At 65.9% G+C, this 20,371-nt stretch carries 14 protein-coding genes; 7 read left to right on the top strand and 7 right to left on the bottom strand.

The annotated features are described in order from the left end of the window. Nucleotides 1–18: 18 nt before the first annotated feature. Together AC1DDA_RS22050 and AC1DDA_RS22045 are read left to right on the top strand one after the other, a co-directional pair. A complete protein-coding gene (locus AC1DDA_RS22050) occupies nt 19–1,125 on the top strand; it encodes a hypothetical protein (RefSeq protein WP_476797390.1) in 1,107 nt (368 codons plus the stop codon). Nucleotides 1,126–1,410: 285 nt separating this feature from the next. After that, nucleotides 1,411–4,410 carry an autotransporter outer membrane beta-barrel domain-containing protein gene (locus AC1DDA_RS22045; protein WP_476797389.1) on the top strand — a complete coding sequence of 1,000 codons (3,000 nt, stop codon included), beginning with the start codon at nt 1,411–1,413 and terminating at the stop codon, nt 4,408–4,410. A 97-nt stretch (nt 4,411–4,507) separates the two neighbouring features. Here the strand turns inward: AC1DDA_RS22045 and AC1DDA_RS22040 are convergent, their stop codons facing one another. The 6 genes from AC1DDA_RS22040 to AC1DDA_RS22015 form a co-directional block, all read right to left on the bottom strand. Next, a complete protein-coding gene (locus tag AC1DDA_RS22040) occupies nt 4,508–5,536 on the bottom strand; it encodes a ParB N-terminal domain-containing protein (RefSeq protein ID WP_476797388.1) in 1,029 nt (342 codons plus the stop codon). Nucleotides 5,537–6,607: 1,071 nt separating this feature from the next. Continuing rightward, complete coding sequence (locus AC1DDA_RS22035; protein ID WP_441512153.1) at nt 6,608–7,474, bottom strand: flagellar motor protein MotB; 867 nt, start codon at nt 7,472–7,474, stop codon at nt 6,608–6,610. Between the two features lie 28 nt (nt 7,475–7,502). After that, nucleotides 7,503–8,582, bottom strand: coding sequence for a flagellar motor stator protein MotA (gene motA / locus AC1DDA_RS22030; protein WP_476797387.1), 1,080 nt, complete (start codon nt 8,580–8,582; stop codon nt 7,503–7,505). A 203-nt stretch (nt 8,583–8,785) separates the two neighbouring features. Next, nucleotides 8,786–9,856, bottom strand: coding sequence for a neurotransmitter-gated ion-channel ligand-binding protein (locus tag AC1DDA_RS22025; RefSeq protein ID WP_476797386.1), 1,071 nt, complete (start codon nt 9,854–9,856; stop codon nt 8,786–8,788). Further along, entirely contained in the window at nt 9,856–10,818 is a 963-nt protein-coding gene (locus AC1DDA_RS22020) for a cache domain-containing protein (protein ID WP_476797385.1), read from the bottom strand. Before AC1DDA_RS22020 ends, AC1DDA_RS22025 begins: the two co-directional genes overlap by 1 nt. Nucleotides 10,819–10,835: 17 nt before the next feature. Further along, nucleotides 10,836–13,913 (bottom strand): S8 family serine peptidase, encoded by a 3,078-nt coding sequence (locus AC1DDA_RS22015; protein ID WP_476797384.1) that lies wholly within the window; start codon nt 13,911–13,913, stop codon nt 10,836–10,838. A gap of 230 nt (nt 13,914–14,143) precedes the next feature. Between AC1DDA_RS22015 and AC1DDA_RS22010 the strand changes: the two genes are divergently transcribed. Continuing rightward, on the top strand, nt 14,144–15,130 hold the full coding sequence (locus tag AC1DDA_RS22010; protein ID WP_476797383.1) for an AraC-like ligand-binding domain-containing protein: 987 nt from the start codon (nt 14,144–14,146) through the stop codon (nt 15,128–15,130). A 188-nt stretch (nt 15,131–15,318) separates the two neighbouring features. On the opposite strand, the gene AC1DDA_RS22005 is transcribed toward AC1DDA_RS22010, so the two are convergent. Then, nucleotides 15,319–16,770 carry an aromatic amino acid lyase gene (locus AC1DDA_RS22005; RefSeq protein ID WP_476797382.1) on the bottom strand — a complete coding sequence of 484 codons (1,452 nt, stop codon included), beginning with the start codon at nt 16,768–16,770 and terminating at the stop codon, nt 15,319–15,321. Between the two features lie 183 nt (nt 16,771–16,953). Here AC1DDA_RS22005 and AC1DDA_RS22000 point away from each other — a divergent pair, with 183 nt between their 5' ends. The 4 genes from AC1DDA_RS22000 to AC1DDA_RS21985 all read left to right on the top strand — a co-directional run bounded on the left by AC1DDA_RS22000 (nt 16,954) and on the right by AC1DDA_RS21985 (nt 20,337). Then, nucleotides 16,954–17,823, top strand: a complete 870-nt coding sequence (locus AC1DDA_RS22000; RefSeq protein ID WP_476797381.1) for a fumarate hydratase — start codon at nt 16,954–16,956, stop codon at nt 17,821–17,823. Further along, nucleotides 17,823–18,461 carry a fumarate hydratase C-terminal domain-containing protein gene (locus tag AC1DDA_RS21995; protein WP_476779793.1) on the top strand — a complete coding sequence of 213 codons (639 nt, stop codon included), beginning with the start codon at nt 17,823–17,825 and terminating at the stop codon, nt 18,459–18,461. The genes AC1DDA_RS22000 and AC1DDA_RS21995 overlap by 1 nt, the downstream gene beginning before the upstream one ends. Beyond that, nucleotides 18,458–19,441: an NAD(P)H-quinone oxidoreductase gene (locus AC1DDA_RS21990; RefSeq protein WP_476797380.1), complete on the top strand. Its 984-nt coding sequence runs from the start codon at nt 18,458–18,460 to the stop codon at nt 19,439–19,441. The genes AC1DDA_RS21995 and AC1DDA_RS21990 overlap by 4 nt, the downstream gene beginning before the upstream one ends. A gap of 92 nt (nt 19,442–19,533) precedes the next feature. Beyond that, entirely contained in the window at nt 19,534–20,337 is an 804-nt protein-coding gene (locus AC1DDA_RS21985; protein ID WP_476797379.1) for a DNA-binding transcriptional regulator, read from the top strand. Nucleotides 20,338–20,371: the final 34 nt, after the last annotated feature.

Here is a 20,371-nt window from a genome sequence, read left to right as displayed (position 1 = left end):
CAGCAGCTCAAAGCGCTAATGGCGGAGCGGCGCTTCGAGGAGGCGGAGGCATTGCTCCGCCGGCATCTGGCCACGGGAACGGGGGGCTTGCCGCTGTGGCAGCAACTGGCGCGCGTGATCCGCGCCCAGGGCCGCATCGTCGAGGCGCGCGAGCTCCAGGCGCAGATCGTCGAGGCCTTTCCCGGCGACCTGTCCGGGCGCTTCGACCTGGCGGAGAGCTCGCTGCTGCTGGGGGATTTCGCGCGCGGCTGGCGGGAGTACCGGTGGCGCTACAGCATGCCCCATACAGCCGGGATCGAGCGCAAGGTGCAGCGCCCGCGCTGGGACGGCACGCCCATACCCGGCAAGACCCTGCTAATCCATGACGAGCAGGGCTTCGGCGACAGCCTGCAGTTCTTGCGGATGGTGCCCGCGGCCAAGGCGCGCAGCGGCGCGCGGGTGCTGCTTGAAGTCACGCCGCCCTTGCTTTCGCTAGCCTCGCGGATGAGCGGCTTCGATGCCATCGCCACGCGCGGCGACCTGCCGCCGGCCTTCGACGTGCATTGCGAGCTGATGTCGCTGCCCATGGTCACGAAGCTGGCCATGGACGACCTGCCTGGACCCATGCCCTATCTGTCGCCGGACCCGAAACGGGTGGAGATCTGGCGCAAGCGGCTCGCCTCCTTGCCGCGCCCGCTGGTGGCGCTGGTCTGGGCGGGCAGCCCCACCCACGCAAACGACGCCAACCGCTCGATGCGGCTGGCCGATTTCGTTCCGCTGGCATCGCTCGGGCTGACCTTCCTCGCGGTGCAGAAGGGACCCGCCGTCAAGCAGGCCACGGGTGCGCCCGGCGGCCTAAAGGTCGAGCTGCTGGACGATCGCATCAAGGATTTCGACGATACCGCGGCGATCCTCACGGTGGCGGACCTGCTGATTTCGGTGGATTCCGCGCCGGTCCATCTCGCCGGCGCGCTGGGGCGTCCGGCCTGGGTGCTGCTGCCCTTCGTGCCGGACTGGCGCTGGCTGCTCGATCGGGACGACACGCCCTGGTATCCGAGCCTGCGCCTTTTCCGGCAGAACAGCCCCGGAGATTGGGGAGCCGTGATGGAGCAGGTTCGCGACGCGCTGGCGGCCTTTCGGGGATAGGGTCGACGCCCGACCCCGCCGTATTCGACTGTGATATATCGGCAGCAGGGCGATGAAAAGTCGAACGCATTCCGTCAGAGGCGGTTTCGCACGAGGTTTCGCCTAGCCGAATCAAAGCGTTGCAATGCTAAGCCTGCGTCGGGTGAGAGAAGGCTCGATCGCAGCGGCGGTAGCAAAGATATCTCATCCGGTTCTTAAGATGTGTTTGAATAGGGCCTTCGTCCGCGGGTTGAGCCGCAATGCGATATCCATCGCACGGACGTTGGTGTTTCTCGGGGGAACACGGTGCAGACTGGACTACGAGCCGGGTTCCGGCTGACGCGCGGCCGCCTTCTGGCCAGCGCCTCGCTGCTGGCGACTGCCGCAAGCCTGAGCAACCCGACGCCGGCCGAAGCGGTCCAGTGCATCCCGATCAATGCCAGCGCCACCGTCCAAGGACCCACCGGGTGCGTAACCTGGGGGGGCGGCAATCTGACCCTGTCCAGCAACGGCGCGCTCACCGACTACGGGGTTTCTCCGCTTACAGCCAACACGCCTGGCGGCACGTTGCTCAATCACGGCCGACTTGTTGCTATCAATACCGTCACATCCGGCTTCGATGCGTATGTCGCCGGTTTGCTGAATACCGGCACCATCACCACCATCACCAGCACCGGCACCATCACCGGCAGCGGCACGATCAACGGCGGCAGCATCGCGGCCAGCGGGGGCAACGTCATCGCCGGCATTACCAACAACGGCGGGCGCATCGGCAGTTTGAGCAATAGCGGCGCGATCTCCGGCGCCGGAACCATCAATGTGAGCGGCGCCCCTTCGGGCGGCGCGATGCCCAACATCATCGCCGGCATCGCCAACCTGGCCGGCACTTTCGACTCGATCTCCAATTTCGGAACCATCTCCTATTCCGGCACCGCGCAGGATGGGCAGAGCGGCAATGCCGCGATCTTCAACAAGGCGACGATCTACGGCCTGTACAACCTCGCCGGCGGCGCGATCACTGCCCAGGACACGGGCGCGTCCGACTTTGCCTATGGCATCCAGAACCATGACGGCGGCTTTATCGGCGGGATCCTTAACAATGCCGGCGCGCTGATCAGCGGCAAAGGTGCCGGCATCCTGAACAGCGGCACGATCGGGGCGTTGATCAACAACGGGACGATCCAAGGAACGACCAACGCGATCGTCAACACGAGCACAGGCACGCTGAACACGATCGCCAATACCGGTGTGATCGCGGGCAACATCATCAACCAGTCTGTCCGCAACCTGACCATCACCGGCGGCGCAGGCACCATAGTCGGCGGCACGCTGACCGGCAGCAGTGGCGGCATCGGCGCGGCCGACAAGGGCACGCTCTCCAGTTCCACCGCCGATTTCGTCTTCGCCAGCGGCAACATCCTGCTGAACAGCGACGTCGACGTCACCGGCCACGCCCTAGTCAACAGCGCGAACCTCACGCTCGCCAACCCGCTCTCCCTGACCGGCACCTATGTGTCCGACGGTGGCACCCTCAACGGTGGCACGCTGACCTCGACCGGCCTCTACGACCTACGCTCCGGCAGCGTCGTGAGCGTCCTCGCCGGCAGCGCCAGCCTGACGAAGTCCACGAACGGGACCGCGACGCTCTCGGGCGCCAACACCTATTCCGGGCCGACCACAATCTCCGGCGGCACGCTGGCCGTAAACGGTTCCATCGTTTCGGCGGTGACGGTCAATGCCGGCGGCACGCTCGGCGGCAACGGCACCGTGGGCGCGACGACGGTCAACGGCGGCACGCTGGCGCCGGGCAACTCCATCGGCCTGCTGACGGTCAGCGGCAACCTCGCCTTCACCGCCGGCTCGACCTATGCGGTCGAGGTCTCGCCTTCCGCCGCCGACCGGGTCAACGTCACCGGCACGGCCACGCTCGGCGGAGCCAAGGTTGCCGCGAGCTTCGCTTCCGGCACCTATGTCGCGAAGCAGTATGCGATCGTCAACGCGACGGGCGGCATCAGCGGCACCTTCGGCAGCAAGGTCGACACCAACCTGCCCTCCGGCTTCAAGTCCAGTCTGAGCTACGATGCGGAGAACGCCTATCTCGACTTGGCACTGGACTTCACGCCGCCCGCGACGGGGTCCTCGCCTTTCCCCAACAGCGGTCTCAACCCGAACCAGAGCGGCGTCGCCAACGCCCTGACCAACTACTTCAACAGCCATGGTGGCATCCCGGTGGCCTTCGGCAGCCTGGGTGCCACCGGGCTCTCGCAGGCGGCGGGCGAGCCCGCGACCGGCGCGCAGACCACGACCAACAGCGCGATGGGCCAGTTCGTCAGCACCATGGCCGACCCCTCTCCCGAGGGGCGCGGCGTCTCGCTCGGGGCCGGCCCCAGCGGCTTCGCCTCCTATTCCTCCGCTTCGGGCAAGGCGGTCGACCTGCCGACGCGCAAGCTGCCGCTGGCTGCCGACCCGGACCTCTGGCGCTGGAGCGTCTGGGCGAGCGGCTTCGGAGGGGCGCAGTTCGTTGGCGCCGACGCAAGCGCAGGCGCCGCCGCCAACACCAGCCGCGTCTACGGCGGCGCGGTCGGCGCCGACTACAAGCTGACCCCTTCGACCGTCGCCGGCTTCGCGCTTGCAGGCGGCGCCACCAGCTTCAACACCTACGGGCTGGGCTCCGGCAAATCCGACCTATTCCAGGCCGGCCTCTTCATCCGCCAGCATTTCGGACAGGGCTACCTCTCGGCCGCACTGGCCTATGGCTGGCAGGACGTCACCACCGACCGCAGCGTCGGTGGCGAACAACTCCAGGGCCGCTTCAACGTCAACGGCTGGTCGGGCCGGCTTGAGGGCGGCTATCGCTTCGAGGTAACCGGGATGGGGGTCACCCCCTACGCCGCGGCACAGTTCACCGCGATGTCGCTGCCAAACTATGCCGAAACGGCGCTGACCGGGACCGGGGTTTTTGCACTGGGCTACGCAGCGCGCGACGTCAGCACGACACGCAGCGAGCTCGGCCTGCGCGCCGACACGAATCTCACCCTTGCCGGGCTACCGCTGACGCTGCGGGGCAGCGTCGCCTGGGTGCACAACTTCAACCCCAGCGCCCAGGCAGTGGCGAGTTTCCAGTCGTTGCCGGGCTCGACCTTCCTGGTCAGTGGCGCGGCAGTTGATCGCAATGCGCTGCGCACCACCGCGATCGCCGAGTTCAGCCTGACGAAAAACATCTCGCTGGCGGCCACCTTCGACGGCGAGTTCGCAGAGAACAGCCGGAGCCTCGGTGGGAAGGGGGCCATCCGCTTCAAGTGGTGAGACGCGGGCGCCTAAGCTCATTGCCTTCGGCTCGGCTATCCGAGCCTTTTCCGGGTGAAGGGCGTCGAGCACGTAAAGGATGCGGGAGCGAAAACGCCTATCGGCTCGACAAACCTCTGCTTGGGCTATCTCGCTCGGGCCAAGCTCGATCATATGCGAGGAAGGGCTTCTCCCGTTTCGGTGGCCTTGACTTCAAAGAACCAACTGGTGCCGCCATTGCTGATGGCGAAATCATAGCCCGGGCCGTCGTCGCCATGCTTGTCAGCGACATGTCGGCGATATCCTGACTTCCAACACGACAAGTCCACGACTCGCCGGCGTCGAGCATCTCGCGCATATGACGCCAGTCCATGCAGACGAAAGCGATCGCACCATCGCGGCAGACAGCCGACGCATTCGACAGCGTCGTGGTCAGGAACTGCGTAAACTCCGCGCGCGACATCTCACCAGAGGCCATCGCAAACTCGCGATGACGCACGGAGCCGAGCCCGCAGACATGGCCGTCGATCTCCACATTGTAGGGCGGGTCGGTGAAGACCAGATCGGCGCGATCATTGTCGAGCAGGCGACCCAGATCCTCGGCGGACCGGGCGTCGCCGCAAAGTAGACGATGACGGCCCAACTGCCAAAGTTCAGCGTGGCGGGTCACGGGCCGTGTCGGCAGCGGCGGGATGACATGCGCCGCTGGGACGGAATCGGCTTTGGCCTCTTTTGCCTGCTCGAGGGTAAAGTCGATCTCCGCGATCGAGAAGCCAGTCAGCGAGACGTCGAAGCCGAGATCGATCAGCGCGCCCGGTTCGATAGCCAGGATCTCCTGATCCCAACCGGCATTGAGGGCGAGCTTGTTGTCGGCCAGTACATAGGCCCGCCGCTCGACTGCACTGAGATGGGACAGTCGCAACGTTGGCACCTCGGCAATGCCGAGCTCTTTGGCTGCCAGCATGCGGCCGTGGCCTGCGATGATCTCGCTGTCGTCGCCGATCAACACGGGGTTGGCGAAACCGAAGCGTTTAATGCTCTCGGCGATCTGGCGGACCTGCTTGCGGGAATGACGCCTGGCATTGCCAGCATAGGGACGCAGAGACGCAGTCGGATGCATCTCGATCTTCGGATGCGGCTGTAGCATGTAGCGGCTCCTTACGGTGCGAAACCCGCGCCAGAAGGAACAAAAGTGAAACTTTATGCGCCTGGATCAAGCGAAAACTGGGGCCAAATCCCTCTGCACTGCCCCTCGCCAAGATTCTGCTTCAAAAACGACTTCAAAAGCACTTCAAGACCGCTTGAATATTTTCAAAAGCGGCGATGTATTTCAAAAAGAACGATCGGATTATTTTCAGAACACTACGTCAGACCGTTGCCGGCCGAAAAATGCTGACTGCCCGAGCGAATCACTCTGCGCGCGGAGCGCCCGACACCCACGTGCCAGGTTCGCCTCTCGCCACCGCTTTCTCGTGCAATCCGCGTCGCCAAACGACAACTCGATCCCGTCCACGACCGGCCGATCCCGCTCGTAGGCAATGCATTCCTGCTATCGGACAATGCCATCCCGCGTAACGACAATTGGACTCCGGCAAACGACAATCCAGTCCTGCTGCGACAATCGGATACCGGAAAATCGCAACGGGACTTGCCAGTCGGTTTCCTAGAAGTAGGCGTACTGATGCCAACCACTCGGCGATAACCCCCTGAAATGCAGGGAATTGGGAACGACGATCAGCCCAAGCCCCGATTCCGGCTCGGCCATGAGCTACATTGCCGGGTCGGATATCGACTGCTTTTTCCAAGCAAGAACAGGAATAACAGAGAGAACAGCTGCAAGCAGCAGATCAGCGAACCGACGCTGAGCACGGCAACCGACAGGACAGCGTCGTAGCGGTGTAGGACAATCACAGGCCTCCTGATGGCATTCGGGCTGAGGCTCCTCGCCCCGGATACGCTTCACATCCAGGTGAAGCTGCCTTCCGCTCCTGCATCCAAGCCGAGCGCTTACGAACCGGAAAGGCTTCGAGGGTCCCACCGGCGCCATAGGCCGTAGAACGGACCCTCGGTAGATGACTGCTCGCGGCGCCCGGTCCGCAACTCGCGCAGCGCATCGACGTCTCCGAGGCCATGATCCACGTCGTAATGGTCAGCCTCTTGCGTGTCAGCCACTGAGCTCAATCTCAACGGAGTCTGAGGCGGCCGAGGCGCCTTATCGTCAGGGAACGCCCGGCGGCAGCGGCGGCTCCGCATTGAGCAGCGTGATCGTCACCCGTCGGTTCGACGGGTTGTAGGGATCGTCGAGGAAGAGCGGCTCGGTGTCGGCACGTCCTACCACGGAAGCAAAGCGGTTGCTGGGGAGCCCGGCACCCGACAGGATCTCGCGCACGGCGAGCGCGCGCCCGGCGGTGAGGCTCCAGGAATCGGCTGCCTGCACCGAGCCCGGGCGCGCGGGGGCCGTGTGGCCGGCGACAGACAGTTGGTTGGGTAGCCGGCGCAGGGTGGGCGCGAGCGCCTCCAGCACGAGACGGGTGCGGTCGTAGGGCTGGACCGAGCCCTCGGGGAACATGGAGCGGCCGTACTCGTCCACGAGGGAAACGTTCACCCCCTCCTTGGTCGGCTCGATCACGATGTTGCGCGACAGCTCGGAAATTTCGGGCATTTTCTGGAGCGCCTGCCGGAGGCTGGCTATGGCGCTGTAGTTGGCCTGCACGCCGGCGGCCGGGCGGCTGACCTCGCGGTCGCTGCGGCCCGAGCTGGGTGGGCGCGCCTTGTCCTCTTGCCCGTTAGTGCCCCTCGCCGCGTCGCGGGGCGCCGACGGCCTGCTGCCTGACTTGTCCAGGGCGGTGCCCATCATGACACCGCCGGAGCCACTGGTTGTAAGACTTGGAGCCGCCGGCGCGAAGTATTCCGCCAAGCCGACTTTCTGCTCCTGCGTCGTCATGCTGATCAGCCACATCAGCAGAAAGAACGCCATCATGGCGGTCACGAAGTCCGCATAGGCGATCTTCCAGGCCCCGCCATGGTGCGCATGAGCGGCCTTCTTGACCTTCTTGATGATAATCGGCTGGGTGGGCTTGGCCATCGAGTCCCTGCTGGAGATTGGGTCAGATCTAGGCGGGCAGATTGGCGGTTGCCGCTTCCACTTCGCTGAAAGTCGGGCGGACGTCGCTCATCAGAGCCTTGCGGGCAAATTCTACCGCCACCACCGGCGGCTGGCCGCCGATATGGGCGAGGAGACCCGCCTTGAGTGAAAGGAAGTATTTGGATTCCGCCTCGAAGGTGCCCTTGAGCGACTGCGCCATGGGCCCGAAGAAGCCGTAGGCGACGAAGACGCCGAAGAAGGTGCCTACGAGCGCGCCGCCGATCAGATGTCCCAGCACTTCCGGCGGCTCTGTGATCGCCCCCATCGTCTTGATCACGCCGAGCACGGCGGCGACGATGCCGAGCGCCGGTGTTCCATCGGCAAGCGACTGCATGGCCGCAACGAGACGCTCCTGCTCCTGATGGTGCGTCTCCAGTTCCTCGTCCATGAGAGCGTCGATCTCGTGGACGTTGTTGGCGCCCATCGTCAACATACGCATGTAGTCGCAGACGAACTCGACTGCATGATGGTTCGCTGCAAAAGTCGGGAAGGCGTTGAACAGCGTCGACTCGCTTGGATTTTCAATATGCTCCTCGACCGCGAGCATGCCCTTCTGCTTCACGAATTTGTACAATGAATACTGCATCCCCAGCAGTTCGACATAGCATTCCTGCTTGTACTTGGAGCCCTTCATGAGCGTGCCGAGCATGGCGGGCACGGCCTTGAGCACCGGCGCGGGGTTGCCGATGACGAAGGCACCGATCGCTGCACCGAGGATGATAACAAACTCGAACGGCTGCCAAAGGACCTCGAGGTGGCCACCCATCGCCGCGTAGCTGCCGAAGACGCAGACGAAGACGATGATTGTGCCGACGATCAGCCGCATGGTTTGCCACCCTCGCGCCGCAGCAGGTACAGCCCGCGCGAAGCCACTCACTAGTCCGACGGATGACCGATCAAGGTTAAGGGCGCGTTTATGGCCGCTGGCCCGCGGGTTTGTCAGCGTCGTCCTCCGGCCGCGGCTTTGAGGCTCGGGGCGGCGAGGCAGGCCCAGGGAAGAAATCGGGGGTACGATGCGTCTCCGCCAATTCCGGTGATCGGCGTCCAATAGGGAACCGTTTCCCGGGATCATCTACGCTGCGCCACTTTGCTGCGGCGCGGCGAGGCGATGCTCAAATGTCCGGTTATGGCGCCGTTGCGACCCGTTTCGGGATGCGAGCGATTTCCGAAACCATCATATGACTTCGGATAACCTTCCGGATCGTGCGCTCTTCGAACTAGCCTCGAATGCCCGGTGGCGGGAGGGAGGAACTATCCAGGCAGGACGCGGACCGCTGCCCCGATGCAGATGATCAACATCATCGCCGGTACCGCCCAGCGCAAATGCCAACGCAAATCGGCGGCCTGGTCGCGCCAGCGAAAGCTGGGGTGAGCGATCGCCACCGACAGCGCGATCTCGAACATCAGCACCGCGACGAGGTAGAGGTATCCGAGCGATATCATCTCGGCGACGGGGGTATTGAGGGAGATCGAGCCCGGAAACGAGGATTCGAAGGTGAAGCTGATCGCGGCAAGGGCCAGCAGGGAGGAGAAGATCAGGCCTCCTTTGTCTTGCTCCTTCAAACCCGGAGACCACAGCACGAACAGCGAGACCGCGAGCACCGCGATAATGGGAATGAAGACCCGCAGGTGGTAGCGCTCCGCATAGCGCGCGATCGTCACGGTCGCGTTGAGGCGCGAGTAGGAGCGCGCGTTCCAGCCGATCGCGAGCTCGTTGGTGAAGCGCAGGCCGACCGGCCGCCAGTCGACGACCGAGAGCGTATCCTCGACGCCGGAGAAGGGACGGTCGGCCTCCGTCGTCAGAATGATCGCCTCCTGCTGCGCATAACGCGGCAGCGAGAGGCCGATCGTCAGGTTCTGCCGATCGAAGGGAAAGGCGTCCATGTCCATCCGAAAGCGGAAATCGCTTTCGAAGCGCTCGATCAACACCACCTCGCCATCGGCATGCACTGAAAGAGCGACGATGCGTGCGTCCTTGTCTCCGATCTGGTTGTCGAGCGCGAGGCCGGGCGACCAGATGGTCTTCAGATAGTCGTCGGCCTCTTCGCCGACCCGATCTTCCCGGGCAAGGCCGCGCGCGACCGCATCGAAGGCCAGGCGCGGGTCCTGCCAGCGCTGGGTCAACTCGAGATGCAATCGCCCCTGCCCGGAGACTTCCTTGATCTCCAGGACGTTGAGCACGCGCAGCGCGATATGGACGCGTACGGGCAAGCCGAAGGCCTCCGGCAGCGTGGCCTTGCCGTTACCCGTCCTTTCCTCGCCCCATGCGCCTTGAGCGAGGCCGAGGAGCATCAGGGGGAGAAGAAGCAGGCGGCCGATCATCAAACGGCCCGCCGCGGGCGCGACAACACGAGAAAGCCGACAAAGGCGAGTATCCCGCCGCAGAGGGCGATGACCCATAGTTCGGTGCTCAGGCGGCGCCAGTCGGACCGGGTTTCTTCCTTGAGCATCAGGACGGTTCCGACCAGCTTGCCGGAGAAGTCGACCAGTGGCTGGCTCATGAAGGCGTAGCTGCGCTCGCCGATCTGCCTGCGGCCGAACTCGATATCCCGTTGCAGCTGCGCTCCCCGGGAACGCAGCAGGTTCAGGAAAAGCTGATCGTCGGTCGATGCCATGACGCTGAGACCGCCGACGGAAGGCAGCTTCGGGTCGAGTGCGACGCCGGTGAGAGAGGCAGCAGCGATAACCCCAATCTCGCTGTTGGTCGCCGTCTTGACGAGCTCGATCAACGGCCGAAGGTCCAGCCCGACCTCCATCGTCCCGAAGAACTCCGAACCGCGCTGGACCAGTGCGACACCGCGGATGCCGATGCCGGCGATGCCGATCTCGATTCCGGTCTGGGCGCGCCGCAACCGGTTTGCTGCGACGATCATGGCCCGGAAGGCGGATATGTCGTCGCCATGCTGATCGGGGCGATGCATGCGCAGCAGGTAACGCAGCTCCTTGTCGTGATAGCCGAAGATCTGCACGTTCGCCTGCCGGCTGAGATACTGGTAGGTGTCCTCCGACAGGGCCCGCAACCGAGCGCGATCCTCGGCCGCAAGCGCGTCGCGAATCTCGGCATTGCGCGCGAAGGATTCGGCGAGCGAGAGCGAGAACCTGGCTGCTTGATCAAAGCTCGAGCCGAGCAACGTGCCGACAAGCCGCATTTGTTCCTCGCGGTTGCGGGAGGCGACCTGTTCGACGCTGCGATGCTGGTGCCACAGCATCGCCCCGAGAATGCAGGCGAGGAGGAAGGCGGGCAGGCCGGCGCCCAGCAGGCGTCGTCCGAAGGGGGGCAGCATAGGCATCTCCGGTCGGCCTACCAGCGGGTCATCGCCTGGAAGGAGAAGCGATGGGTCGTGGCTCCCAGCCGCAGGTCGCCGTCATAGGAACCGGCCACCTCGATCTGCGGGGTGACGAAGCCCGACAGGCTTGCGCCGATCACCGCTCCGTCGCGGGCTGCCTCCGGGCTTCGCGTCACGACACTCGCACCCAGCAGGCTCGCTTGCAGGACCGCGACGTTGTCAGCGAACTCATGAGACCAGTAGGCCTTGAGGTCGAGGCGCAGCTTCGCGTCGCCGGCCAGGGGCGTCGACAGCCGGGCGCCCGCCAGGGAACGCACGGAGGTCTGGTCTTGACCACGCAGGCTCAGCGCGAAAGCCCCGGCCTGCGTCTCGGTCAGGCCATCCTGTCGGGAATGAAGCAGGCTGATCCCGGCTTCAGGCGACAGATCGAGGCCCGCTACGGAGGCGAGGCGATATCCGGCGACGGCATTGCCGAAGAAGCCGTAGCTATCGCCCTCGCCATGTGCGGCCCGCTGGGCATTGCCGAGCTGGATCGTCCTGCGAACGTCTGTCTTGCCATAGTTGGCGCCGATCGAGCCGCGCAGGGTCAGGGCACCGAAATCGGCGCGGCCATAGGTCGCCAGGCTGTAGCTGTCGAGCGCGACGCGGCCGGCCGTATCGGCCTTCGGGTCTGCGCTCGAACGCGTGTACCCCAGGGCGGCGCCGATCGTTCCGGCCGGGAAGGCGGCGGTTTCCGCACCGATCATGGCGCCGGCGAGGCCGAAGCGCGAGCCCGTCCCGTTGACGTCTCCTCCCGTCCGCCCGAAACCGTAGAGGGCCTGCCCCCAGATCACGCCGTCCCTGGCCGGCTGCACCCGTCCAGGCTCGACCGAAGCGCTGCCAAGGCTGGCATAGCCCGCCGCTCCCAGCCCGGTGAGCTGGTCATATCGGGAGGACCAGCCGGCCGTCAGGCGCTGATCGAGAGCCGCGCTGACCGTCCGCTGGGCGTTCATCATCGCCATGCGGGCATCGGCGTAGCTCTGCCCTGACAGCGAGCTCAGCGCACCAGGAAGCGTGCCCGATGCGGCCGTGTAGAGCGCGTCGAATACCTCCTGCCGCGCGGCATCGGGGCGCGTCCCGGCGGCTGGCCGCACGGAATCGAGCGCCCTTGCGACGGAAAAGCCATTGCCGTTCAGGCCTGCGAGCGCGGCATAGGAGCCGGGTGTCACGACCAGCGACAGCCCGGTGGCGCCATAGAGGGCGTCGAAGCGGGCATTGGCAGGCAAGCCATTGGCCGGCTGGTCCAGCCCGGTGAAGCTGCCGCTCAGGCCTCCCTCGGCCACCAGCACCCGGAAAGCGGTTCCGGACACGGGCGTAAAGCCGTTGCTCGCATCGCCGGCGATGCCGCGCAGCACGGGGGCGATCCGCCCATCCACGGTGACATGTCCCGAAACGGTCTGTGCGACGAGACGCGAATAGTTGCCTGCCCCGTTGCCCGTGCCGGTCCCGTCGATGTCGAGCACGAAGCGGTTGGTGACGCCGAAGCTCACCGGGCCCTTGACGAACAGCGTGCCGGGGGAGTTGCCCGGCATGACCGTGCCGGCGCTGAACAGGCCAGCCTCGATCGAGCCGGTGCCGCGCAAGGTGCCTTGCTGGCCGACGGTGACTGCGGAGGTAACGGAGCCATTCAGCGCCAGCGTTCCGGAGATGACAGCGGTGCCGCCGGCGTAGGTGTTGCGGCCGCTCAGTTCGAGCCGGCCTTCGCCCCGCTTGACCAGCCCGCCCGCGCCGGTGATGTCGTTGCCGAAAGTCGCCGAATAGCCCTTGGTGTCGACGTCGAAGGTCTGCACGAACTGGCCGGGGCCGCGCACCGCCTTGCCGACATTGAGCAGGCCCCAGCCATAGATCTCGGGCGAGCCTAGATCGGTCGCCGTGGTGAGGATGGACTGGACCACCTGCGGCGCGGTCATGAATGGAAACGCTTCGCGGACGAGGGCTGCTGCCCCTGCCACATGCGGAGCAGCCATCGAGGTTCCGCTGGATAGATTGTACGGCTCGGTCGGCGAGCTGCCATTGGCCGGGGTTACGGTCGAGACGATGTTGACGCCGGGCGCCGCAAGGCACCAGGCGGCGGCGATGCCGCAATAGTTGCTGAACGACGCTATCTTGCGATCGCGGTCCACCGCGACGACGGAGATCGTGTAGGGCTGGAGATCCGAATAATTGAGGCTGCTCGAACTGACCTGGTCGCCATTGCCGTCGAGGAAGACATAGAGATTCTTGCCGGCATTCTCCGGCCGGATCGCGGGGTAGAAGGCCGCACCCGTCGGATTGCGCGCGATCACCGGCTGGTCCTCGCGCTCGTTGCCCGCGGCGAAGACCATGACCATGTCCGATGCGCCGGCCTGTCGAATGGCTGAGACTTCGGCAGAGGTGCCGTCGATATGGTAGGGCTGGATCGGGAAGACGACGTAGTCGGGGTTGGGGCTGCCGTCCGGCAAGGTCGGCGAGGGATAGGAAGGGCCGTAGCTGCCGTTCAGGACCTTGGCGCCGTGCTCGCTCGCATAGCGGATGGCGGCGGCGATATCCCCGCCGCCCGGAACGATCGCGCGCAAGGCCAGTATCTGGGCGTTATAGGCGACGCCCTGCATGCCGTTGCCGTCTCTCGCGGCGGCGATCGTGCCGGCCACGTGAGTTCCGTGTGAGAACCTATCCCGATCGAGGATATCGGCCGGGTCGGGCCGATCGAACCCGAAATTGCGCGAGAGCGGCGAGAGCCTGCCGTCGAATTCAGGATGCGTGAGGTCGATGCCGCTGTCGACCACCGCCACCAGCACGCCTTTTCCGCTGAGTCCAAGCGCATAGGCGTCGGCGGCGTTGATCTGCGCCAGGCCGTAATTGGCGTTGTATTCTGGCGTCGCGAAGTCCGCGGGCGCAGGGGTCATTGCGGCACGCGGGAGATTGCGGACGGGGCGGCCGAAAAAAGCGTCCGGCAGCGCAAGCAGATCCGATGCCGAAGCCGCCATCGGCATGAGAGCGGCGAGAAGCGACGCCGCTGTCGCGCAGAGGAAGGCGGAGCGAAGGACGGCGCGGCGCGCGGCGATGATCGGCATAGGCAAGGCTCGTCAACGTGGTCCAGCAGGCGTGGACCGGTCGTTCGGCGCGTAACATGGAACGAAAACCGGGGAGACGGTGGAGAGGCGACGCTGCGTCCCAATCATCCGGGGCGGCGTATCAGCGCTCTCTCGTCGGCCTCTTTACGTTATCGCAGCTCTCTCTCGTCTAGAAAAACGTCGCGGATGCCTGGTAACGGGCGGTGCGGCGATGGGGGGCAGGCCGGGCGATGGGCAAGGAAGGCGATCACGCGCGCCAGCTTTTCGGGAGCTGGCGTGAGACCATTGCGCCGATCTTCGATGTCCGGCCGCTCGCGGGCGATTGGGATGCCGGTTTCCACGCCGAGCTCGATCGGCACCATCTGAGCACCGCGCTGGTCGGGCAGGTGGCGACGAGCGCCCAGCATTATGAACGCTCGGAAAGCCTGATCGGCGCGGTCGGCGTCGATCACCTGCTGATCCAGCGGTACGAGGCCGGTCATACGACGCTCGACCTGGATGGGGAGGAAATTCATGCCGGCCCGGGCGACGTCCTGATTTTCGACCTGTCCCGTCCGGTCCGGTCTCATGCCACCGATATGCGGGCGGTCAGCCTCGTCCTGCCGCGCGGCCTGCTAGCACTCGACGCCGGCAGTCTGGACCGCGTGCATGGCACCGTTCTGTCCGGGACAAGCGCTCTCGGTTCGTTGGCGGGGGACCATCTGCGCAGCCTGCTGAAAGGGGCGCCCACACTGGAACCGACAGCAGCCCCGGACATCGCCAAGGCAAGCGCGCAACTGCTTTCGGCCTGCCTATCGCCTGTACTGAGGCGCGACAGAGATGCCCCTGCAACGCTGACGGCAAGCGTGGCGATGATCTGCCGCTTCATCGATCGCCGGATCGGCGATCCCGCTCTGGATGCCAGAATGCTCTGCAGTGCATTCGGCCTGTCGCGCTCGGCGCTTTACCGCCTCTTCGCCCCCATCGGCGGGGTCTCTGACTATATCCGCCAGCGCCGGCTGGCGCGAGCCCGTCTGGCGCTCAATGCTTCGACGCGCGGAAGGGGCGGCATCGGGAAAATCGCGCGCCAGTTCGGCTTTTCGAGCGACGATGCCTTCTCGCGCGCCTTCAAGGCTCAATTCGGCATCGCGCCGCGCGACGTCGTCCATCTGCGCCTGTCGCCATCACTCGAAGCGGGCGATGGCAGCCTGGCGAACTGGCTCCGGCACCTCGTCTGACCGTCGGCTTTCAGCTGGGGCCCCAATGTCCGGTTGTGGCGCAACGCACGATCGGCGGATGCGGTACGATTGGTCCCGGATGCGGCATAGGACACGGCTGCAGCACGAACGCCGATGGGCGGACGCAGCCTAGCAGCGCGGCCGATAGCGGTCGGCACAGCCTGATTCCGGATCGGTCCGTGGGACCATCAGCCGAGAGCAAGCATGCCCCGGATCTCCGCGTCGCGTTGCCTCATGTGCTGCAGCAGCGGATCGATATGGGGCACCCGGTCGCCCGCAGCGGCGAAAGGAGACGCCTCGCGAACCAGCGCGTGCAGCCGGCCCGTGACGGCACCGAGCGGCGCGGCCTTCCGGATTTCGACAGCTTGTGCGGCGACAAGTAGCTCGATCGCTGCGATCGAGCGGCACAGGCCGGCCACCTCGGCCGTCCTGCGTGCGGCAAGGCCCGCCATGCCGGCCCGGTCGAGATTGCCGTTGGAATGGCTCGAACTGGCGAGCTCATGCACGACGGGCGCGGTCGCCAGGCGCGCCTCGGACGTAATCGCCTTGTGGAACTGGGCCAACCCGTTGAAGCCGGGCAGGCCGACGCCATCCTCCTCGATGAGCCCGACGGTGAGTCCCGACCAGAAGGAATCGACCAGCTTGGCGACGCGCTCGGCCGAGCCGGTCACGACCGGCGCAAAGCCCAGCCGGGCGACGTCGAGCGCCATCGACAGCGAGACCGTATCGAAATTGGCGACGGAGACGAGCGCCTGTTCCTCGATCGAGACGATCGGGTTGTTCTGGCTCGCGCGCAGCTCGGCCTCGACCTGGCCGTAGGCGAATTCGAGGCTGTCCGCCGCCGTGCCGTGGAGTAGCGGCAGCGAGCGGAAGCTCAGCGGATCCTGGAGATGGCGCGGCCCGCCCTTGGCGAAGAGATAGCTGCCGGTGAGGTAGTGGCGGATGCGGGTGCCGTGTCGGTTGAGCCCGGCGAAGGGGCGCGACCGCAAGGCCGCTTCCGAGACGGTCGACGGGTTGGCCGCGAAGCCCTCCATGCTGAGCGCGGCGATCAGGCTCCAAAGGTCGAGACTATCGCGCAGGTCGGCCATGGCCAACGCGGCGGTGCCCAAGGCGAGAGCGCTGGAGTTCAGCAGCGCCAGGGCTTCGCCGGCCTGCAATTCGATATCCGTATAGAGCGCCAGCGCCAGATCGGTGATCGGCGCCATGTCGCTCTGGCCCATCGAGCCCCAGATATGGACCTCGATCCTGCGGTCGTCGTTCAGAGCAGCCGCAAGCCGCTCGGCGAGCAGCGGCCGGACGCCGAGGCGCCCGCTCGCCATGGAATTGAGCAGCACCGCCATCATCGCCCGGACGGCTTCATGCGGCGCGAGAGGCCCATGCGCGACGTTGTGGGTGAGCAGGAGGCGGCGGTTGAATTCGCCGATGCGATCGGGCGCGAGCGGCACGCCGGTCTTGGCGCCGACGCTGGTGGTGACGCCATAGACCTTTTCGCCACGCGCCACGGCATTGTCGACTACGGCGCGGGCCGCCACCATCCGCTGGACCGCCTCGGGTGCGACCGAGACCGGCGCCCGCTCCCGCGCGATACGGACGAGTTGCTCGATCGTGAGATCGAAACCGGTGACGTCCACTTGGCTCATGGCAGATCCGTTCCCAACAAAGCCCGCGCAGCGCAATCACGCCTGACCGATTCCGTCATTAATGGGAAGCGCAGGAGTAGGGCCGGGAAAGACCTTCGTTTCATGCCTTGAAATACCGCACGCGCTTCCGCCCGGATCGCAGGGATCGGCTAGTTTCGCGCCGTCGAAACGCGGGCGTAGCGCATGGCCATCACCTACGATCTGGTCAAGGAAGTCACCGCCAATCTCTATGATTGGTCGCTGCGCCAGATTCCGGAATCCTCGAAGGCCGAATTCCGCAAGGCGCTGGCGACGGAGACCGAGCCGCAGGCGCGGCAGACTTTGGCCTTCATGCTCGACAGTGCCGAGCACGCCGAACAGACCGGCAAGTTCCTGTGCTCGGATGCCGGGGTTCCCAGCTACACCATAAAGATCGGCTCCGGCGTGCGGATGGAGGGCGATATCCGCCAGGCGATCGTCGATGGCTTCGCCGATCTCGCCCGCACGATCCAGCCGCCGATCCTGCGCTTCGTCACCAATCCGCTGACGAATGAGCGCAGCTATCACGGCAAGGACATGCCGCTGGTTTCCTGCGAGCTCATCGGCGATGTCGAATACCTCGACATCACCTGCGCGCCAAAGGCGCTCGGCGGCGGCCGCTGGGCCGCGATCGAGACACTGGTCAGTCCGAGCCTCGAGGAGATCGAACGCTGCATTCTCGAGCTCGTGCTGCGTGCGGGCGGCCAGCATTGCCCGCCCGTGGTCGTCGGAGTCGGCATCGGCGGGACCTTCGACCATGCGGCGAAACTCTCGAAGGACGCGACCTTGCGCCCGTTCGGCGAGTGCAATCCCGAGCCGATGGTCGCGGCGATGGAGGAACGCCTGACCAGCGCGGTCAACCGGATGGGCTTCGGCCCAATGGGCGTCGGCGGCGCGACCACGACCTTCGGCGTCCATGTCGAATACGCCTCCGGCCATGGCTTCACGCCGGTCGCGGTCTCGTTCAATTGCTGGATCAACCGGCGCACGCGGGCTCGCATCTACAATTCGGGCATCGTGGAGCGGATCGAATGATGGCCCCCTCGCCCCGGCGCCTCTCCCTGCCCTTGACGCCCGAGGCCGCGCGGGCGCTGAAGCTCGGCGATGTCGTGCTGCTCGACGGCGACGCGGTCGCGACTGTCGGCATGCCCACGCAGAAGCGCATGGTCTCCGAGCTCGCCGCCGGCCGCGAATTGCCGCTGCCGCTGCGTGGCGGCTCGTTCTTCCATATGGGCGTCAGCTATGAGGAGGGCGAGGCCGGTCCCGGCCCACTCCACTACGTCAACCCGACGACGTCGAGCCGCTTCGACCAGCTGATGCCGACCCTGATCCGGACGCTGGGCCTCACCGCAACCGGCGGCAAGGGCGGGCTCGGGCAGGAAAGCGTCGCGGCGATGCGCGAGGCCGGGTGCGTCTACTTCTCTTTCGTCGGCGGCGCTTCCGCCCTGCTGAGCCAAGGCGTCCGGGCGGTGACGGACTGCGCCTGGACCGATCTCATCATGCAGTTCCGGCTGAACCGCGTGCGGCTCGACGGCTTCGGCCCGGTCATCGTCGCCATCGATGCCCATGGCAACTCGATTTATGAGCGCCTGATGACATCGGCCCGCGCACGGATGCCCGAGATCATGCAGTCGCTTCGCTCCTCTCCAGACGAGACAGAGACACCACGATGAAAGCGATCGAAATCACCCGACCGGGCGGCCCCGAGGTTCTGGCGTTCGGCGAACGTCCGTTGCCGCAGCTCAGCGCCGCCGATGTGCTGATCCGGGTCCGCGCGGCCGGGGTCAACCGCCCCGACATCCAGCAGCGGCGCGGCCTCTATCCGCCGCCGCCCGGCGCGACCAACCTGCCCGGCCTCGACGTATCCGGCGTGGTCGAGGCTGTCGGTGCCGATGTGGTCTGGCCCAAGGTCGGCGACAGCGTCTGCGCGCTCGCCAATGGCGGCGGCTATGCCGAGTTCTGCGCGGTTCCGGCCTCGCAATGCCTGCCGCTGCCGGATGGATTCTCCTTTGCCGAGGCCGCCGCGCTGCCGGAGGTCTTCTTCACCGCCTGGAACAACGTGATCTGGCTCGGCCGATTGGCTGAGGGCGAGACCCTGCTGGTCCAGGGCGGCACCAGCGGTGTCGGCATGGCGGCCATCCAGATCGCCAAGCAGTTGCGCGGGGCGCGCGTGATCGCCACCGCGGGAACGGCCGAAAAGCGCGCGGTCAGCCTGGAGATCGGCGCCGATTACGCCATCGACTATCGCGGCGACTGGGTCGCCGAGATCGAGGCCGCGATCGGCAAGGAGAAGATCGATGTCGCGCTCGACGCGCAGGCCGGCCCCTATACCGAGAAGCAGCTCAGCCTGCTCGCGCCCGACGGACGGGTCGTACTGATCGCCAGCCATCTCGGCCAGACGGCGGAGGTGAATGTGCGCAACATCGTCCGTCGCAGGCTGACCCTGACGGGCTCGACGCTCAGGCCCCGCGACGCCGCCTATAAGGGCCGGATCGCCGCCAGACTTGTGGAACAGGTCTGGCCGCTGCTCGCCAGCGGCGCGATCCGCAGCCATATCTGCGCGACCTTCGACTGGAGCGATGTCCGTGACGCGCACGCGCTGATGGATGCGGGCGAGCAGATCGGCAAGGTCGTCCTGACCATGCCGGGCTGAGTGCCGCAGGCGCGATCTGAAAAACAGCGAGCAAGCGCGGGGCAATCTGCTCTAGAGTCGGCGTTCGTCTCCGTCATGCCGGACTCCGCAGAGTGTTCTCGTTCGCGCCCGTTCAATCCGTTCTCAAGGCCCTCAGGCTGCTGACCGAAGTCAATCGCTTGAGCGCGGCCACCGTCGGCGAATTGCATCGCCGCACCGGCCTGCCGAAGCCGACCATCGTGCGCCTGCTCGAGACGCTGATCGAAGCCGGCTACGTGACGCGCGACGAGCGGATGCGCGGCTATCTTGTCACGTCGCAGGTGGCGCATCTGAGCTCTGGCTTCCACGGCGCGCCAATGGTGATCGAGGCCGCCCGCCCCTGGGCGACGGCGCTGACCCGCCAGATCAAATGGCCCTGCGCCGTGTGCCTGCTCGACTATGACGCCGTCATCGTCCGCTTCAGCACGATTCCCGACAGCCCGATCTCGCCTTTCCATGCGACGCTGGGCTATCGCCTGAGCCTCGGCGGCCGGGCGCTCGGGCGCGCCTATCTCGCCTTCTGCCCGGATGAGGAGCGCGCCGTGCTGCTCGCGGCGATGCGGGCCTCCTCCGACCCCGAGAATAGCAGCCTGACGGACGAGGATATCGAACAGCTGATCGCGCAGGCCCGCTGGCGCGGCTATACCGAGCGGGATGCGGCCGCCGAGCCACGCAACTCGGCCACGGTCGCGGTACCTATCAGGCTCGGCGAGCGGGTGCTCGCGACCTTCGGAGTCACCTTCTTTCGCGCGGCCGTGGCGAACCCCGACGACAAGGCGCGGATCATCCATCCCCTGAAGAAGGCTGCGGCCAGCATCGAGGCACAGCTCGAAGCGCTGTCGCAGTCGATGGGCGTCGCATTTCAAGGTGAGAAATAGCCTGCCTTTTCCGCGGGCCGCCGGCCGGCGGCCC

This window comes from Allobosea sp. 10N428, from assembly GCF_056394545.1.
The sequence above is the reverse complement of the archived record's forward strand: the minus strand, read 5'-3'. Positions and strand labels throughout refer to the sequence as shown.

What these genes read in the sequence shown, in the direction of transcription:
- AC1DDA_RS22040 (WP_476797388.1), bottom strand. Translation starts at nt 5,536, where the DNA reads ATGCTACAGCCGCATCCGAAGATCGAGATGCATCCGACTGCGTCTCTG.
- AC1DDA_RS21995 (WP_476779793.1), top strand. Translation starts at nt 17,823, where the DNA reads ATGGCCCCCTCGCCCCGGCGCCTCTCCCTGCCCTTGACGCCCGAGGCC.
- AC1DDA_RS22005 (WP_476797382.1), bottom strand. Translation starts at nt 16,770, where the DNA reads ATGAGCCAAGTGGACGTCACCGGTTTCGATCTCACGATCGAGCAACTC.
- AC1DDA_RS21990 (WP_476797380.1), top strand. Translation starts at nt 18,458, where the DNA reads ATGAAAGCGATCGAAATCACCCGACCGGGCGGCCCCGAGGTTCTGGCG.
- AC1DDA_RS22010 (WP_476797383.1), top strand. Translation starts at nt 14,144, where the DNA reads ATGGGCAAGGAAGGCGATCACGCGCGCCAGCTTTTCGGGAGCTGGCGT.
- AC1DDA_RS22025 (WP_476797386.1), bottom strand. Translation starts at nt 9,856, where the DNA reads ATGATCGGCCGCCTGCTTCTTCTCCCCCTGATGCTCCTCGGCCTCGCT.
- AC1DDA_RS22020 (WP_476797385.1), bottom strand. Translation starts at nt 10,818, where the DNA reads ATGCTGCCCCCCTTCGGACGACGCCTGCTGGGCGCCGGCCTGCCCGCC.
- AC1DDA_RS22050 (WP_476797390.1), top strand. Translation starts at nt 19, where the DNA reads ATGGCGGAGCGGCGCTTCGAGGAGGCGGAGGCATTGCTCCGCCGGCAT.
- AC1DDA_RS22035 (WP_441512153.1), bottom strand. Translation starts at nt 7,474, where the DNA reads ATGGCCAAGCCCACCCAGCCGATTATCATCAAGAAGGTCAAGAAGGCC.
- AC1DDA_RS22015 (WP_476797384.1), bottom strand. Translation starts at nt 13,913, where the DNA reads ATGCCGATCATCGCCGCGCGCCGCGCCGTCCTTCGCTCCGCCTTCCTC.
- AC1DDA_RS22000 (WP_476797381.1), top strand. Translation starts at nt 16,954, where the DNA reads ATGGCCATCACCTACGATCTGGTCAAGGAAGTCACCGCCAATCTCTAT.